Raw genomic sequence first — 16,722 nt, forward strand, 5'->3', positions numbered from 1 at the left:
ACAATGGGGCCATGGGACGCGGCAACCTACGCATCTACCTCGGCGCGGCACCGGGCGTCGGCAAGACCTACGCCATGCTCTCCGAGGCCCACCGCCGGGTCGAGCGGGGCACGGACGTCGTGGTGGGCTTCGTGGAGCACCACGGCCGCCCGCGCACCGAGGTCATGCTCCACGGCCTGGAGGAGGTGCCGCGCCGCGAGATCGGCTACCGCGACTCCGTCTTCACCGAGATGGACGTGGACGCCGTCCTCGCCCGCCGGCCCGCCGTCGTGTGCGTGGACGAGCTGGCCCACACCAACGTCCCCGGCTCCCGCAACACCAAGCGCTGGCAGGACGTCGAGGAACTGCTCCAGGCCGGCATCGACGTCGTCTCGACCGTCAACATCCAGCACCTGGAGTCGCTCGGCGACGTCGTCGAGTCGATCACGGGCGTACGGCAGCGCGAGACCGTGCCCGACGAGGTCGTCCGCCGCGCGGACCAGATCGAGCTCGTCGACATGTCGCCGCAGGCCCTGCGCCGCCGCATGGCGCACGGCAACATCTACAAGCCCGACAAGGTCGACGCGGCCCTCTCCAACTACTTCCGCCCCGGCAACCTCACCGCCCTGCGCGAGCTGGCCCTGCTGTGGACCGCCGACCGCGTCGACGAGTACCTGCGGCAGTACCGCACCGAGCACGACGTCTCGACCATCTGGCACGCCCGCGAGCGCATCGTCGTCGGCCTCACCGGCGGCCCCGAGGGCCGCACCCTCATCCGCCGCGCCGCCCGTATGGCCGCCAAGGGCTCCGGCAGCGAGATCCTCGCCGTCTACATCGCCCGCAGCGACGGCCTCACCTCCGCCTCGCCCAAGGAACTGGCCGTCCAGCGCACGCTCGTCGAGGACCTCGGCGGCACCTTCCACCACGTGATAGGCGACGACGTGCCGGCCTCGCTGCTGGAGTTCGCGCGCGGCGTCAACGCCACCCAGATCGTGCTGGGCTCCAGCCGCCGCAAGACCTGGCAGTACGTCTTCGGGCCCGGCGTGGGCGCCACCGTCGCCCGCGACTCGGGCCCCGACCTCGACGTGCACATCGTCACCCACGAGGAGGTCGCCAAGGGCCGCGGACTGCCCGTGGCGCGCGGCGCCCGGCTCGGCCGCGGCCGGCTCGTGGCCGGCTGGATGGTCGGCCTCGTCGGGCCCGCGCTGCTCAGCTTCCTGCTGACCCAGGTCGTGCCGGACCTCGGGCTGGCCAACGACATGCTGCTGTTCCTGTGCGCGACGGTCGGCGCGGCCCTGCTCGGCGGCGCGCTGCCGTCCCTGGCCTCGGCGGCCTTCGGCTCGCTGCTGCTCAACTACTTCTTCGTCGAGCCCGTCCACCAGTGGACGATCACCGACACCAAGAACATCGTCGCCATCACGATATTCGTGCTCGTCGCGATCTCCGTGGCCTCCGTGGTCGACGTCGCCGCCCGCCGCACCCACCAGGCAGCCCGGCTGCGCGCCGAGTCGGAGATCCTCTCCTTCCTCGCCGGCAGCGTCCTGCGCGGCGAGACCAGCCTGGACGCCCTGCTGGAACGGGTCCGCGAGACCTTCGGCATGGAATCCGTCGCCCTGCTCGAACGCGCCAGCGACGTCGACCCGTGGACCTGCGCCAGCAGCGTCGTCACGGGCACGGGCAAGCCCCTGCTGCGGCCCGAGGACGCCGACGTGGACATGCCCGTCGGCGACAACCTGGCCCTCGCGCTCTCCGGCCGGGTGCTGCCCGCCGAGGACCGCCGCGTCCTGGCCGCCTTCGCCGCGCAGGCCGCCGTCGTCCTGGACCGCCAGCGGCTCGTGGACCGGGCGGAGGAGGCCCGCCGGCTCGCCGAGGGCAACCGCATCCGCACCGCCCTGCTGGCCGCCGTCAGCCATGACCTGCGCACCCCGCTGGCCGGGATCAAGGCCTCGGTGACCTCCCTGCGCTCCGACGACGTCGCCTGGTCCGAGGAGGACGAGGCCGAGCTGCTCGCCGGCATCGAGGACGGCGCGGACCGGCTCGACCACCTGGTCGGCAACCTCCTCGACATGTCCCGCCTCCAGACCGGCACCGTCACCCCGCTGATCAGGGAGATCGACCTCGACGAGGTGGTCCCGATGGCGCTGGGCGGCGTCCCCGAGGGCAGCGCGATCCTCGACATCCCCGAGTCGCTGCCCATGGTCGCCGTCGACCCCGGGCTGCTCGAACGCAGCGTGGCGAACATCGTCGAGAACGCCGTCAAGTACAACCCGGAGGGCCGGGAGCCGGTCCTCGTGGCCGCCAGCGCCCTCGGCGACCGGGTCGAGGTACGGGTGGCCGACCGGGGACCCGGCGTCCCCGACAGCGCCAAGGACCGCATCTTCGAGCCCTTCCAGCGCTACGGGGACGCCCCCCGCGGCGCCGGGGTCGGCCTCGGCCTCGCGGTCGCGCGGGGCTTCGCCGAGGCCATGGGCGGCACGCTGACCGCCGAGGACACCCCCGGCGGCGGCATGACCATGGTCCTCACCCTCCGGGCCGCGCCCGGGCGCCCGCCCGTACGCCCCGACCTGCCGGCCCAGGCCACGACGTGACGGCGGCCGCGGCGGCCGCACGGACCCAGACCGAACCGGACCAGGATTCCGGGCCCCAGGGCGGGGCCCGCACGAACAGTAGAGGTGGTTCAGCATGAACCGGGTGCTCGTGGTGGATGACGAGCCGCAGATCGTCCGCGCTCTCGTGATCAACCTCAAGGCGCGGAAGTACGAGGTCGACGCCGCGCCCGACGGCGCCACGGCACTCCAGCTCGCCGCCGCCCGCCACCCCGACGTGGTCATCCTCGACCTCGGCCTGCCGGACATGGACGGCGTCGAGGTCATCAAGGGACTGCGCGGCTGGACCCGGGTGCCGATCCTCGTCCTCTCCGCGCGCCAGACCTCCGACGAGAAGGTCGAGGCGCTCGACGCGGGCGCCGACGACTATGTGACCAAGCCCTTCGGGATGGACGAGCTGCTGGCGAGACTGCGAGCCGCCGTGCGGCGCGCGGAGCCGACGCACCCGGCGGGCGCGGGCGACGACGCGATCGTCGAGACCGAGGTCTTCACGGTCGACCTCGCGGCGAAGAAGGTCAACCGGGGAGGCAAGGACGTACGCCTCACGCCCACGGAGTGGCATCTGCTGGAGGTACTGGTCCGCAATACGGGCCGTCTCGTCAGCCAGAAGCAGCTGCTCCAGGAGGTCTGGGGCCCGTCGTACGGCACGGAGACGAACTACCTGCGGGTCTACATGGCCCAGCTGCGGCGGAAGCTGGAACTGGACCCGTCGCATCCGAAGCACTTCATCACGGAGCCGGGGATGGGGTACCGGTTCGAGGGGTGAGGGGCGGGCCGCGGGCGTGACCTGGGATCCCGGTGTGCGGGCTGATCCCGGGCGTGCCCGGCCCCGCTACGCTGGTGACATGAGTGCCGTACCCCGTCCCGATAAGCCGACCGGCCGTTTCCGCCGGATGCTGGACCGGCTGTCCAGCTCCCAGGAGGAGCTGCACCACGCCGAACTGCAGCAGGACGCGGCGGCCACCGGCTGCACACGAATATGCGACTGCGACGACCGGGACATCGTGAAGGTCACCGGCACCCTGCGGACCGTCACCCTGCGGCCGCGGGCCGGTGTGCCCGCGCTGGAGGCCGAGCTCTTCGACGGCTCGGCCGCGCTGGACGTCGTCTGGCTCGGGCGCCGTTCCATCGCCGGGATAGAGCCCGGCCGTAAGCTGATCGCCTCCGGCCGGATCTCCATGAGCCGAGGCCGCCGGGTGCTGTTCAACCCCAGATACGAACTCCGACCGCTCGGACAGGAGTAGCCGTTGTCGTCCATCGACAAGCCGACGGACCAGTACGCCGCCCCCACCACGGGCGCGGACTCCAGAGCCGTCACCGAGGCCGCCCTCTTCGAGGCATTCGGGGGGGTCCGGGGCATGGTGGAGACCACCGTCCCCGGCCTGGTCTTCGTGGCGATCTACACCGTCAACCGGGACATCCACGTCGCGGCGATCGCCGCGCTGGGGCTTTCCCTGGCGCTCGGGCTCGCGCGGCTCGTGCGCAAGGACACCCTGAAGCACGCCTTCAGCGGTGTCTTCGGGGTCGCCTTCGGCGCCGTCTTCGCGATGATGTCCGGCGACGCCAAGAACTTCTACCTGCCGGGCATGCTCTACACGCTCGGCCTGGCCGTGGCCTACCTCGTCTCGGCCGTCGCGGGCTTCCCCCTGATGGGCCTGATCCTGGGGCCGGTGTTCAAGGAGAACCTCTCCTGGCGGACCCGCAACCCGGGCCGGAAGAAGGCCTACACCAAGGCCAGCTGGGCCTGGGGCCTGATCCTGCTCGCCAAGTCGGCGGTGCTCTTCCCGCTCTACTGGTGGGGCGACGTCACCCAGCTCGGCTGGGTGAAGGTGGCGCTCGGCATCCCGCCGATGCTGCTCTCCGTCTACCTGACCTGGATCTTCCTGTCGAAGGCGCCGCCGCCGATCGACGTGTTCGCCGAGATGGAGGAGGCCGAGCGCGCCGAGCGCGAGGCCAAGGCGAACGCCACGGCGCGCTGACGCCGCTCGCGCGATACGAGGAGGGCCCCCGGGACGATGTCCCGGGGGCCCTCCGTGTTCCTGCCGGGCCCGTCAGCCCTCGGTGCTCTCGCGGCGGACCGACAGCAGGTCCTCCAGCTGCTCCTCGCGCGCCGGGGCCGCGACGAACAGCAGCTCGTCGCCCGCCTCCAGCGCGTCCTCCCGGTTGGGGGTGAGCACGCGGTTGCCGCGGATGATGGTGACCAGCGAGGTGTCCTCGGGCCAGTCCACGTCACCGACGCGGGTGCCCGCCAGGGCGGACTCCGGCGGCAGGGTGAGCTCGACGAGGTTGGCGTCGCCCTGGCTGAAGCGCAGCAGGCGCACCAGGTCACCGACGCTCACGGCCTCCTCGACCAGCGCGGACATCAGGCGCGGGGTGGAGACGGCCACGTCCACGCCCCAGGCCTCGTTGAACAGCCACTCGTTCTTGGGGTTGTTCACACGGGCGACGACGCGCGGCACCCCGTACTCGGTCTTGGCGAGCAGCGAGACGACGAGGTTGACCTTGTCGTCGCCGGTCGCCGCGATGACCACGTTGCAGCGCTGGAGCGCGGCCTCGTCGAGCGAGGTGATCTCGCACGCGTCGGCCAGCAACCACTCCGCCAGCGGCACCCGCTCCACCGAGATGGCCGAGGGGGCCTTGTCGATGAGCAGGACCTCGTGCCCGTTCTCCAGCAGCTCGCCCGCGATGGAGCGGCCGACGGCGCCGGCACCGGCAATAGCGACCCTCATCAGTGAGCCTCCTCAGGACCTGCGGAGAAGACCGCTTCGACCTTGTCGACCGCGTCGGTGCGCATCATCACGTGCACCAGGTCGCCCTCCTGCAACACCGTCGAGGACGTCGGCAGCATGGCCTCGCCCAGCCGGGTGATGAACGCCACGCGCACCCCGGCCTCGTCCTGGAGCAGGCTGACCTTCTGGCCCACCCACGCCTCGGAGACGGGCACCTCGGCGAGCTGTACGCCACCGCTGGGATCGCGCCACAGCGGCTCCGCGCCGGACGGCAGCAGCCGCCGCAGCATCTGGTCGGCGGTCCACCGCACGGTGGCGACGGTGGGGATGCCCAGGCGCTGGTAGACCTCGGCACGGCGGGGGTCGTAGATGCGGGCGGCCACGTTCTCCACGCCGAACATCTCGCGCGCCACCCGGGCGGCGATGATGTTGGAGTTGTCGCCGCTGCTCACCGCGGCGAAGGCGCCGGCCTCCTCGATGCCCGCCTCACGGAGGGTGTCCTGGTCGAAGCCGACGCCGGTCACCCGGCGACCGCCGAACCCGGAGCCCAGGCGGCGGAAGGCCGTCGGGTCCTGGTCGATCACGGCGACCGTGTGGCCCTGCTGCTCCAGGGTCTGGGCGAGGGCGGAGCCCACCCGCCCGCACCCCATGATCACGATGTGCACAACGCCTACCCCATGCTCCGGACTACCGCGCTGACCTGCACCAACACCCTGCTCACATCTTCCTTCTCAAGCTCACGGCCCCACGGGAATGGTCCGTGGGTACGACGCGACGCGCCCACAGCCGACCGGTGTCCGCGGCGAACGCATGGCACCACCGTATCCGCAACGTCCCGCCGACCGGGCGCCCGGACCGCCGTCCGGCTCCCGGGGGCGCCGGGGGAGGGGCTTCCTTGTCGCGAGGGATGCGCAATAGGCTCGCCTGATGATCAAGAAGCGTGAGGGGTGCGGCGGGGTGGGCCGGGGCGGGTGTCCGGCAGGTCCGATCGACTGATCGGCCGATCGGGTCGGGTGTCCATCTCGTCACGCTCCGTGTTCGTGATCGTCGGGGGGAGGCGGGATCCCGCCCCGCTCGGCGGACTCCGGCGGAACCTGACGCTCCGCCATGTGGCCGGTAATCATGCGCGCATGCGTGTTCGAGTTTCGTGACGAAGATCGGACGCACGGTCACCCACGTGGTTAGGATGATCGGTGTATTCCGCTTCCGGACGGGACGTCAGGACGCCGACCTGTCCCTCGCCCAGCCGACGCTGGGTGATGCTCCACCAGTTGTCCCCGTCGTCCAAGAGGAATTGATGTCGCATCACATACCGGAGGTGGTGATCTGGTGTCTGGCGATCGCGGTGGCCGTCGTATCGGTCCTGCTCGTACGCCAGCGGACGATCACCGCCGGAGTACGCAGGCGCGTCGACCAGCTGGAGGACAGCGTCCGGGCGCGTGACGAGGAACTGGCCCACCTGGTCGGCGTCCGTCTGCCGGCCGTCTCCGACGCGGCGAGCCAGGACGTGCCGCTGCCCGGCACCCTCGACCAGCGGCTCGCCGGCACCGCGTTCGCGCAGAACCTCCAGTCCGTGATGGACCTGTTCACCCAGGCCGTGGACAAGGCGCAGAACCGTGCCGACCAGTCCGCGAAGGCCGCGCTCAAGGCCTCCATGCGCGCCCTGCAGGGCCTGGCCCACGAACAGCAGCTGGCCATCTCCGAGATGCAGGAGCGGCACGACAACCCCGACGTGCTGCGGGACCTGCTGGAGATCGACCACGCCAACTCCCAGTTCGGCCGCCGCGCCCAGGCCATCGCCGTGCTCTGCGGCTCCTGGCCGGGCCGCCAGCGCGTGGCCTCCCCGGTCACCGACGTGGTGCGCGGCGCCACGTCGCGCATCCGCGACTACCGGCGCGTGCGCGTGCACTGCCACGTCGACGTCGCCGTGATCAGCCGGGCCGTGGAACCCGTGGTCCTCGCCGTCGCGGAACTCCTCGACAACGCCGCGCGCCACTCCCAGCCCAACACGACCGTCGAGGTCAGCATCCAGCCCGTGCACAACGGGGCCTGCGTCGTCATCGACGACGCCGGCATCGGCATGGACGCCAAGGAGATCGAGCGGGCCGCGGCCATGCTGTCGGGCCGCAGGCCCGTGGACGTCTCGCGGCTCGGCGACCCACCGCAGTTCGGCCACCCCGTCATCGGCGTACTGGCCGCCCGCTACGGCTTCAGCGTCTCGGTCGACACGCGCTCGCCGTTCGGCGGTGTGCGCGCCGTACTGTTCCTGCCCGGCGCGCTGCTGACCCAGCTGGACATCGACGGCCCCGGCACGACGCCGCTCGCCACCGGTCGCCGCTCCGGTACGCGGGGTGGCCGTCCGGGCGGCGCGCCCGGTACGCCGGGCGACGTCGAGCCGGAGCGCTCGTTCGGTCGGCAGGGTTCCGGTGTGCCGGGCGGTCAGGACGCGGCTGAGGCGGGCACCCAGGGGCTCCCGTACGCCGCGGGCCCCGGGCAGCCGGCAGGCCCGGCGGGCCACCCCTCGGGTGCCACGGCGGCCGGAGGCCCGTACGCCGCCGGTACGCCCGGCGGCCCGGGGACACGGGACGCGGGCCGGCCGACGGCCGGTCCGGCGAGCGGTACCCGTGACGCATCCGGGCCAGGACACCCGTACGACCGCGCACCGAGCACCCCGACGGGCTCCGGCCACCCCGGCGCCCACGGCACCCCGGGCGTGAGCGACGGCTCGGGCCGCCCGGGCTTCCCGGGGACTCCGGGTGCGGGTGCGGGTGAGGGCTCGGGTCGCCGGGGCCGCTCGGGAACCCCGGGTGGGGGTGACGGTTCCGGCCGTCCTGGCTACTCCGATGCCTCGGATGCCCGTGAGGGTTCCGGTGGTCCCGGTTTCTCCGGCGCCTCGGGCGCGCGCGACCGTTCGGGCCGTCCGGGTTTCCCTGGAGCCGAGGGCGTGGGCGATGGCTCCGGTCGTCCGGGCTTCCCCGCTTCGGACGCGCGTGACGGCTCCGGCCGTCCCGGCTTCCCCGGCACCCCGGGTGTGAGTGACGGCTCGGACCGGCGGGGCTTCCCCGGCACCCCGGGTGTGAGTGACGGCTCGGACCGGCGGGGCTTCCCCGGTACGTCGGGTGTGGGCGATGGCTCCGGTCGTCCGGGCACCCCGGGCCCCCGCCACGCCTCCGGTCGCCCCGGTTTCCCCGATCTCGGCAGCCTCGGCGCGCCGGATTTCCAGGACCTCCCCAGCGCTCCCGGCACCGCCTCCGGCCTCCCCGCCGCCCCCGCCTTCGGCTCCCCGGAGGGATTCGGTGTCCCGGAGGGACCCGCCACCCCCGAGGCCCCCGAAACCGGCCCCCACATCACCGGCACCACCGCCGGCGGGCTGCCCAAGCGGCGGCGGCGTCAGCCCGCGCGGCAGCGGATGCGGCCGTCGGCCGCCGCGCCCACCGAGCTGCCGCCGGAGCGGACGGCCGAGGAGACCGCCCGGCGCATGGGCGCGTTCGCGCGCGGTACCCGTACCGGCCGTACCGGCGAGCACCAGATGCCGCCGCTGCCCCAGCCGCAGGCGCCCCGGCCGCCGCTGCCCCAGCCCCAGCCGCAGGCGCCCCCGCAGGTGCCGCCGCGGCAGGACCCGCCCGTGCCCCCCGCCGGGCAGCCCGCAGAAGACGAAGGGAACCCGTACGCGTGAACGACCACATGAACAAAGAGCTGGGCTGGATGCTGGACGAGGTCGTGAAGATGCCGGAGGCCCGGCACGCGATCCTGCTCTCCGCGGACGGCATGCTGCGCGCCCACTCGCAGGGCATCCACCGCGACGAGGCCGAGCGTCAGGCCGCGGCCCTGTCCGGGTTGCAGTCCATCAGCCGTTCCACCTCGGACTTCTGCACCCACCCCCACCACCAGGAGACCCCCTGGCGGCAGACGCTCGTGGAGTTCGCCCACGGCTATGTCTTCCTCATCGCCGCGGGTCCCGGCGCCTACCTCGCCGTGTCGGCGGGTGAGAACGTCGACATGGAGGCCGTCACCTACCGGATGCAGAAGACCGTGGACCGGCTCGGCAAGGAACTGACGAGCCCGCCGCGGCAGGACGGCTGGCTGGGTACGGGGCCGGCATGACCCCGCCGGCGTCCAGACGCGACAAGGGGCTGGTGCGCCCCTATGTCGTCACCGAGGGCCGCTCCCACCCCACGCGCAACACCTTCGACCTGGTCACCCTGGTCATGGCGCACGACGACCGGCCGCTCGGCGGTCTGAGCCCGGAGAAGCGCGCCCTCATGGAACTCTGCCTGGGCGGCGCGCTGTCCGTGGCCGAGATCGCCGGCCACCTGATGCTGCCCGTCAGCGTCACCAAGGTGCTGCTCGCCGACCTCGTGGACAGCGGTCACCTCTCCACCCGGGCCCCCATTCCCTCGGCGCAGTTGCCCGAGGCCCAGATCCTGCAGGAGGTGCTGGATGGACTCCGCGCTCGCCTCTGACCGCGGCGCGTACGGTGGCCACCCCGACGGCGGCGTCTATCTGCGGCGGACCGTGCGTACCGCCGCCAAGATCCTCGTCGTCGGGCATTTCGCGGTCGGCAAGACCACCTTCGTCGGCTCGCTGTCGGAGATCCGGCCGCTGCGTACGGAGGAGACGATGACGCAGGCCGGCGCGCTCGTCGACGACCTCGCGGGCATCGACGGCAAGACCACCACCACGGTCGCCATGGACTTCGGCCGGCTCACGCTCAGCGACAGCCTCGTCCTCTATCTCTTCGGCGCCCCCGGCCAGCAGCGCTTCACCCGGCTCTGGCAGGACATGACCGAGGGCGCGCTCGGCGCGCTCGTGCTGGCCGACACCCGGCGCCTGGAGCAGTCCTTCGAGGTCATGGGGCTGCTGGAGGAGCTCGAACTGCCGTACGCGGTGGCGGTGAACCACTTCGACGGCGCTCCCTCCCACCCCGAGGAGGAGATCCGCGAGGCCCTCGATCTGCTCCCCGAGACCCCGCTGGTCACCTGTGACGCCCGGGACCGGATCTCCTCCACCCGGGCGCTGATCAGCCTCGTGGAGTACCTCCAGACCCGTATCGCCCAGGAGCCCCAGGAGCACGCGTGACCCACCGCCCCGACGCGCCCCACGGCCCGGACGCCGGCGCTCCGTCGTCCGCCATGCCGTCGGCGGTCTGCCCCGCGCACCAGGGGCCCGGCACGCCGCTGTACGGGCCGGACTTCGCCGCCGACCCGCACGCCGTGTACGCACGGCTGCGGGAGTACGGCCCGGCCGCGCCCGTGGAGCTGGCCCCCCGGGTCCAGGCCATGCTGGTCACGGACTACCGGGCCGCCCTCCATGTGCTGCGCAGCCCGGAGGCGTTCGGCAAGGACGCCCGGAACTGGCGGGCCTTCACCGAGGGCCGTGTCGAGGCGGACAATCCCGTCGTGCCGATGATGGCCTACCGGCCGAACTGCCTGTTCTCCGACGCCGACGACCACCGCCGCTACCGCCAGGCCGTCGACGACAGCCTCACCCGCGTCGACCCCAACGCCCTGCGCGGCTATGTCGAGCGCAGCGCCGACAGCCTCATCGACCGCTTCACCGCGCTCGGCGAGGCCGACCTGCTCGGCTCGTACGCCAAGGTCCTCCCGCTGCTGGTCTTCCAGCAGCTCTTCGGCTGCCCGCCCGAGCTCGGCGACCGGCTCGTCGAGGGCTTCTCCGGCATCTTCGACGGCGTCGACGCCGAGCGCGCCGACGCGCTCATCACCAGCAGCCTCCAGGAGCTCATCGCCCTCAAGCGGGAGCGGCCCGGCGCGGACATGACCTCCTGGCTGATGGCCCATCCGGTGCAGCTCAGCGACGAGGAGATGCTCCACCAGCTCGTCGTCCTCATCGGCGCGGGCACGGAGCCGCAGCAGAACCTCATCGCCAACGCGCTGCGGCTGCTGCTCTCCGACGACCGCTTCGCGGGCGACCTGGCCGGCGGCAGCATGCCCGTCGAGGACGCCCTCGACGAGGTCCTCTGGCTCGACCCGCCGATGGCCAACTACGCCGTCCACTACCCCACCGCTGACATGGACCTCGGCGGGGTGCCGCTGCGCGCCGGCGAACCCGTCGTCGTGAGCTTCGCCGCCGCCAACACCGACCCCTCCCTGCGCTCCGGCCGCCGCACCGGCAACCGCGCCCACCTCGCCTGGAGCGCGGGGCCGCACCACTGCCCCGCGAAGGACCCGGCCCGCCTCATCGCGGCCGTCGCCGTCGAGAAGCTCCTCGACCGCCTCCCCGACCTGGAGCTGGCGGTGCCCGCCGAGCGCCTGGTGTGGCGGCCCGGTCCCTTCCACCGCGCCCTGACCGCACTTCCCGTGCGTTTCCCGCCCGTCCCCGTACCGGTACCGGCACCCCCGCCCGCCCACCCCGGCGGGCCGCACCACCCCCGACCGGCCGGGCAGCCAGCGGCGGCACCGGCCCATACCCCCGGAGAGAGCCGATGGAACGCCCCCTCTGCCCCGTCGCCATCGACCCCGCAGGCACCGACATCCATGGCGAGGCAGCCCGCATCAGCGCCCACGGGCCGGCGGTCCCCGTTGAGCTCCCTGGCGGCGTGGTGGCATGGGCGGTGACCACCCAGCCGCTGCTCAAGCGGCTGCTCACCGACCCCCGCGTCTCCAAGGACCCGCGCCGGCACTGGCCCGCCTGGATCAACGGCGAGATCTCGCCCGAGTGGCCGCTGTACACCTGGGTCGCGGTGCAGAACATGTTCACCGCCTACGGGGGCGACCACAAGCGGCTGCGCACCCTCGTCTCGAAGGCCTTCACCGCCCGCCGCACCGCCGCGCTGCGCCCCCGTATCGAGGGGATGGCCACGGCTCTCCTCGACCGTCTCGACGCCGTCCCCGCCGGTGAGACCGTCGACCTGCGCGAGGAGTACGCCTACTCGATCCCGATCCAGGTGATCTGCGAGCTGTTCGGGGTCGAGGACGAGGACACCCGCGAGGGGCTGCGCCGCTGCGTCGACTCGATCTTCCACACCTCCGCCGACCCGGAGGAGGTCACCTCCACCTACACCGAGCTCTACGCGCTCCTGCGCGGCATCGTCGCCGCCAAGCGCGAGCGGCCCGGCGACGACATGACCAGCGTCCTGATCTCCGCCCGCGACGACGAGGGGGAGGGCGGGGGCGGCGGCGCGGCCCTGAGCGAGCAGGAGCTCGTCGACACCCTGCTGCTGATGATCGGCGCCGGCCACGAGACGACGGTCAACCTCCTCGACAACGCCATCCACGCCCTGCTCACCCACCCCGAGCAGCTCGCGCTCGTACGCTCCGGCCGGGCCGGCTGGAACGACGTGATCGAGGAGACCCTGCGCTTCCAGGCCCCCGTGGCCAGCCTCCCGCTGCGCTACGCGGTCGAGGACATCGAGCTCGAGGACGGGGTCACGCTGCGCGAGGGCGACGCGATCATCGCGGCGTACGCTGCGGCGGGCCGCGACCGCGGGGTGTACGGCGACGACGGCGACCGGTTCGATGTGACACGTACCACCAAGGAGCACCTCTCCTTCGGGCACGGCGTCCACTTCTGCCTGGGCGCGCCGCTGGCCCGGCTGGAGGCGGCCGTCGCGCTGCCGGCGCTGTTCGAGCGCTTCCCGGACATGGAACTGGCGGTGGCGTCGGAGGAGCTCGTCCAGGTCGACTCGTTCATCTCCAACGGCCACCGGACGCTGCCGGTGCGGCTGCGGCCGTAGCCCCCGGGCGTATCCGGAGCCGTCGCCGCGTATCCGGAACCGCGGTACCGACGGCTTGTACCCCGTCCCGGCCCCCGCCGGGACGGGGAGCAGGACGTCTTAACGCCCCTTTAACGCGTCGAGGCGTCGTCGGGCAGCCGGGTGGGCGGCATCGATACGGAACCCTTACGATCCTCTGCGTGTCCAAATTGACCGACCTGCCGAAACGGATCCTCATCGGCCGGGCGCTGCACAGCAACAAGCTGGGGGAGACCCTCCTCCCGAAGCGCATCGCCCTACCCGTCTTCGCGTCCGACCCCCTTTCCTCCGTCGCGTACGCACCGGGCGAGGTGCTGCTCGTCCTGTCGGTGGCAGGCGTGTCCGCCTACAACTTCAGCCCGTGGATCGCCGTCGCGGTCGTCGTGCTGATGTTCACGGTGGTCGCGTCGTACCGACAGAACGTCCACGCCTACCCCTCCGGCGGCGGTGACTACGAGGTCGCCAACGTCAATCTGGGCCCGAAGGCCGGCCTCACGGTCGCCAGCGCCCTGCTCGTCGACTACGTCCTGACCGTCGCCGTCTCGATCTCCTCCGGCATCGAGAACCTCGGCTCCGCCGTCCCCTTCGTCATCGAGCACAAGACCTTCTCGGCCATCGCCGTGATCGTGCTGCTCACGCTGATGAACCTGCGCGGCGTCAAGGAGTCCGGCAAGCTCTTCGCCATCCCGACGTACGTGTTCGTCGGCGGTGTCTTCGTGATGATCGGCTGGGGCGCGATCCGCGGCCTGCTCATGGGCGAGAGCATGAAGGCGCCCACCGCCGACTACACCATCCACGCCGAGCACCAGGGCCTGGCCGGCTTCGCGCTGGTCTTCCTGCTGCTGCGCGCGTTCTCGTCCGGCTGCGCGGCCCTGACGGGCGTCGAGGCGATCAGCAACGGCGTGCCCGCCTTCCGCAAGCCGAAGTCGAAGAACGCCGCCACGACGCTGGCCCTGATGGGCGGGCTCGCCGTGACCATGTTCTGCGGCATCATCGCCCTGGCCATGGCCACCGACGTCCGGATGGCCGAGCACCCGGCCACCGACCTGCTGAAGAACGGCGTGCCGGTCGGCGAGGGCTACACCCAGAACCCGGTGATCTCGCAGGTCGCCGAGGCGGTCTTCGGCAACGGCTCGTTCCTCTTCATCGTGCTCGCCGCGGCCACCGCCCTGGTGCTGTTCCTGGCGGCCAACACCGCCTACAACGGCTTCCCGCTGCTCGGCTCGATCCTCGCCCAGGACCGCTACCTGCCGCGCCAGCTGCACACCCGCGGCGACCGGCTCGCGTTCTCCAACGGCATCGTCCTGCTGGCGGCCGCGGCCGCGGTGCTGGTCTACATCTACGGCGCGGACTCCACGAAGCTGATCCAGCTCTACATCGTCGGCGTCTTCGTCTCCTTCACCCTGAGCCAGACCGGCATGGTGCGGCACTGGAACCGCCTGCTCGCCACGGAGACCGACCCGGCCAAGCGCCGCCACATGGTCCGCTCCCGCGCGATCAACGCCTTCGGCGCCTTCTTCACCGGCCTGGTGCTGGTGGTCGTGCTGGTCACCAAGTTCACGCACGGCGCGTGGGTGGCCCTGCTCGGCATGGTGATCTTCTACGTCACCATGACCGCGATCCGGAAGCACTACGACCGGGTCGCCGAGGAGATCGCCGCCGCCGACGAGCCCGGCGACGAGACCGTGCGCCCGTCCCGGGTGCACGCCATCGTCCTGGTCTCCAAGGTCCACAAGCCGACGCTCCGCGCCCTCGCCTACGCCAAGCTGATGCGCTCCGACACGCTGGAGGCGCTGAGCATCAGCGTCGACGCGGAGGAGACCAAGGCGCTCCGCGACGAGTGGCACCGCCGCGGCATCGACGTCCCGCTGAAGGTCCTCGACTCGCCCTACCGCGAGATCACCCGGCCGGTCATCGAGTACGTCAAGCGCCTGCGCACCGAGAGCCCGCGCGACGTGGTCAGCGTCTACATCCCCGAGTACGTGGTCGGCCACTGGTACGAGCACCTGCTGCACAACCAGAGCGCGCTGCGCCTCAAGGGCCGCCTGCTCTTCACGCCCGGCGTGATGGTCACCTCGGTGCCCTGGCAGCTGGACTCCTCCGAGGCCGCCAAGCTGCGCGCCCGCAAGCGCGCGGAGTGGAACGCGCCCGGCTCGGTGCGGCGCGGCCCGGTGACGCAGCCGCGGAAGGAGAAGGCCGCCACGAAGAAGTAGGCGGCGCCGGCGACGCAGCGGCGTCGCGGTCGGGGTGCGGCGGGACGTAGACTGGACGGCTGTTGTCCAGCGGTCCCGCCGCACCCTTTTGATCTATCTGGAGCCGACCCGCATGCAGACGCCCCCGCAAGACTCGCTGGTCGGCCACGAGTACGAGGTCGAGGTCGGCCCGGTCGCCCACGGCGGCCACTGCGTGGCCCGCACCGCGTCGGGCCGGGTGCTGTTCGTCCGGCACGCCCTGCCGGGCGAGCGCGTGATCGCGCGGGTGACGGAGGGCGAGAGCACGTCCCGCTTCCTGCGCGCGGACGCCGTCGAGGTCCTGTCGGCCTCCAAGGACCGCGTCCCGGCCCCCTGCCCCTTCTCGGGCCCCGGCAAGTGCGGCGGCTGCGACTGGCAGCACGCCAAGCCGGGCGCCCAGCGCCGCCTCAAGGGCGAGGTCGTCGCCGAGCAGCTGCTGCGCCTGGCGGGCCTGACCCCGGAGGAGGCCGGCTGGGACGGCACCGTGATGCCGGCCGAGGGCGACAAGCTCCCGGCGGGCCAGGTCCCCGGCTGGCGCACCCGCGTCCAGTACGCGGTCGACGCCGAGGGCCGCGCGGGCCTGCGCAAGCACCGCTCGCACGACGTCCAGGTCATCGACCACTGCATGATCGCGGCCCCGGGCGTGACCGAGCTGGGCATCGAGAAGCGCGAGTGGCCGCAGATCGCCTCGATCGAGGCGATCGCGGCGAGCGGCTCCGCCGACCGCCAGGTGATCCTCACCCCGAAGCCGGGCGGCCGCCTGCCGATCGTCGAGCTCGACAAGCCGGTGTCCGTGATGCGCGTCGGCGAGAAGGACAAGCGGGTCCACCGCGTCCACGGCCGCCCCTTCGTCCGCGAGCGCGCCGACGAGCGCACCTACCGCGTCGGCGAGGGCGGCTTCTGGCAGGTCCACCCGCAGGCCGCCGACACCCTGGTGAAGGCCGTCATGCAGGGCCTCATGCCCCGCAAGGGCGACATGGCCCTCGACCTCTACTGCGGCGTCGGCCTCTTCGCCGGCTCCCTCGCCGAGCGCGTCGGCGACAAGGGCGCAGTCCTGGGCATCGAGTCCGGCAAGCGCGCCGCGGAGGACGCCCGCCACAACCTCCAGGACCTGGACCGCGTCCGCATCGAGCACGGCAAGGTCGAGGACGTCCTGCCCCGCACGGGCATCAAGAGCGCCGACATCGTCGTCCTCGACCCCCCGCGCGCCGGCGCCGGCAAGACCACGGTCCGCCACCTGGCCTCGCTGGGCGCCCGCCGCATCGCCTACGTGGCCTGCGACCCGGCCGCCCTGGCCCGAGACCTGAAGTACTTCGCGGAAGAGGGCTACGAGCCGGTGACGCTCCGCGCGTTCGACCTGTTCCCGATGACGCACCATGTGGAGTGCGTGGCGATCCTGAAGCGCACGGGTAATCGCGTCTGACCCCGCGGTTTTGCCCTGTGCGTATGAGGGGCTCAGGGGCGAA

Annotated in this window: 14 protein-coding genes; 12 read left to right on the plus strand and 2 right to left on the minus strand. The window is 72.4% G+C overall.

The genetic code is table 11. From position 1 onward, the window contains the following. Positions 1-11: 11 nt before the first annotated feature. The 4 genes from AC07BS_RS12280 (at position 12) to AC07BS_RS12295 (ending at position 4,564) form a co-directional block, all read left to right on the plus strand. Complete coding sequence (locus AC07BS_RS12280) at positions 12-2,567, plus strand: ATP-binding protein (protein ID WP_478640868.1); 2,556 nt, start codon at positions 12-14, stop codon at positions 2,565-2,567. Positions 2,568-2,661: 94 nt separating this feature from the next. Then, entirely contained in the window at positions 2,662-3,351 is a 690-nt protein-coding gene (locus AC07BS_RS12285; RefSeq protein WP_478640865.1) for a response regulator, read from the plus strand. A gap of 79 nt (positions 3,352-3,430) precedes the next feature. Next, a complete protein-coding gene (locus AC07BS_RS12290; RefSeq protein ID WP_478640862.1) occupies positions 3,431-3,829 on the plus strand; it encodes an OB-fold nucleic acid binding domain-containing protein in 399 nt (132 codons plus the stop codon). A gap of 3 nt (positions 3,830-3,832) precedes the next feature. After that, a complete protein-coding gene (locus AC07BS_RS12295; protein WP_478640859.1) occupies positions 3,833-4,564 on the plus strand; it encodes a DUF3159 domain-containing protein in 732 nt (243 codons plus the stop codon). Between the two features lie 72 nt (positions 4,565-4,636). On the opposite strand, the gene AC07BS_RS12300 is transcribed toward AC07BS_RS12295, so the two are convergent. Beyond that, entirely contained in the window at positions 4,637-5,314 is a 678-nt protein-coding gene (locus AC07BS_RS12300; RefSeq protein WP_478640856.1) for a potassium channel family protein, read from the minus strand. After that, positions 5,314-5,979 carry a potassium channel family protein gene (locus tag AC07BS_RS12305; protein WP_478640854.1) on the minus strand — a complete coding sequence of 222 codons (666 nt, stop codon included), beginning with the start codon at positions 5,977-5,979 and terminating at the stop codon, positions 5,314-5,316. The genes AC07BS_RS12300 and AC07BS_RS12305 overlap by 1 nt, the downstream gene beginning before the upstream one ends. Before the next feature lie 632 nt (positions 5,980-6,611). Here AC07BS_RS12305 and AC07BS_RS12310 point away from each other — a divergent pair. From AC07BS_RS12310 to AC07BS_RS12345, 8 genes are all read left to right on the plus strand, one after another. After that, a complete protein-coding gene (locus AC07BS_RS12310) occupies positions 6,612-8,990 on the plus strand; it encodes an ATP-binding protein (protein WP_478931814.1) in 2,379 nt (792 codons plus the stop codon). A gap of 8 nt (positions 8,991-8,998) precedes the next feature. Next, the gene (locus AC07BS_RS12315) at positions 8,999-9,418 is read left to right on the plus strand and encodes a roadblock/LC7 domain-containing protein (protein WP_478641105.1); all 420 of its coding nucleotides are present in this window, start codon (positions 8,999-9,001) and stop codon (positions 9,416-9,418) included. Then, complete coding sequence (locus tag AC07BS_RS12320) at positions 9,415-9,777, plus strand: DUF742 domain-containing protein (protein WP_478640848.1); 363 nt, start codon at positions 9,415-9,417, stop codon at positions 9,775-9,777. The genes AC07BS_RS12315 and AC07BS_RS12320 overlap by 4 nt, the downstream gene beginning before the upstream one ends. Then, positions 9,755-10,393 carry a GTP-binding protein gene (locus AC07BS_RS12325; RefSeq protein ID WP_478640845.1) on the plus strand — a complete coding sequence of 213 codons (639 nt, stop codon included), beginning with the start codon at positions 9,755-9,757 and terminating at the stop codon, positions 10,391-10,393. Before AC07BS_RS12320 ends, AC07BS_RS12325 begins: the two co-directional genes overlap by 23 nt. Before the next feature lie 53 nt (positions 10,394-10,446). Next, a complete protein-coding gene (locus AC07BS_RS12330; protein WP_478641104.1) occupies positions 10,447-11,889 on the plus strand; it encodes a cytochrome P450 in 1,443 nt (480 codons plus the stop codon). After that, positions 11,886-13,007 carry a cytochrome P450 family protein gene (locus AC07BS_RS12335; protein WP_478931817.1) on the plus strand — a complete coding sequence of 374 codons (1,122 nt, stop codon included), beginning with the start codon at positions 11,886-11,888 and terminating at the stop codon, positions 13,005-13,007. The genes AC07BS_RS12330 and AC07BS_RS12335 overlap by 4 nt, the downstream gene beginning before the upstream one ends. A gap of 179 nt (positions 13,008-13,186) precedes the next feature. Then, on the plus strand, positions 13,187-15,238 hold the full coding sequence (locus AC07BS_RS12340) for an APC family permease (protein ID WP_478640840.1): 2,052 nt from the start codon (positions 13,187-13,189) through the stop codon (positions 15,236-15,238). A 112-nt stretch (positions 15,239-15,350) separates the two neighbouring features. Then, complete coding sequence (locus AC07BS_RS12345; RefSeq protein WP_478931819.1) at positions 15,351-16,679, plus strand: class I SAM-dependent RNA methyltransferase; 1,329 nt, start codon at positions 15,351-15,353, stop codon at positions 16,677-16,679. The last annotated feature ends 43 nt before the right edge of the window (positions 16,680-16,722 follow it).

The organism is Streptomyces sp. NPDC044063 (genome assembly GCF_056434285.1).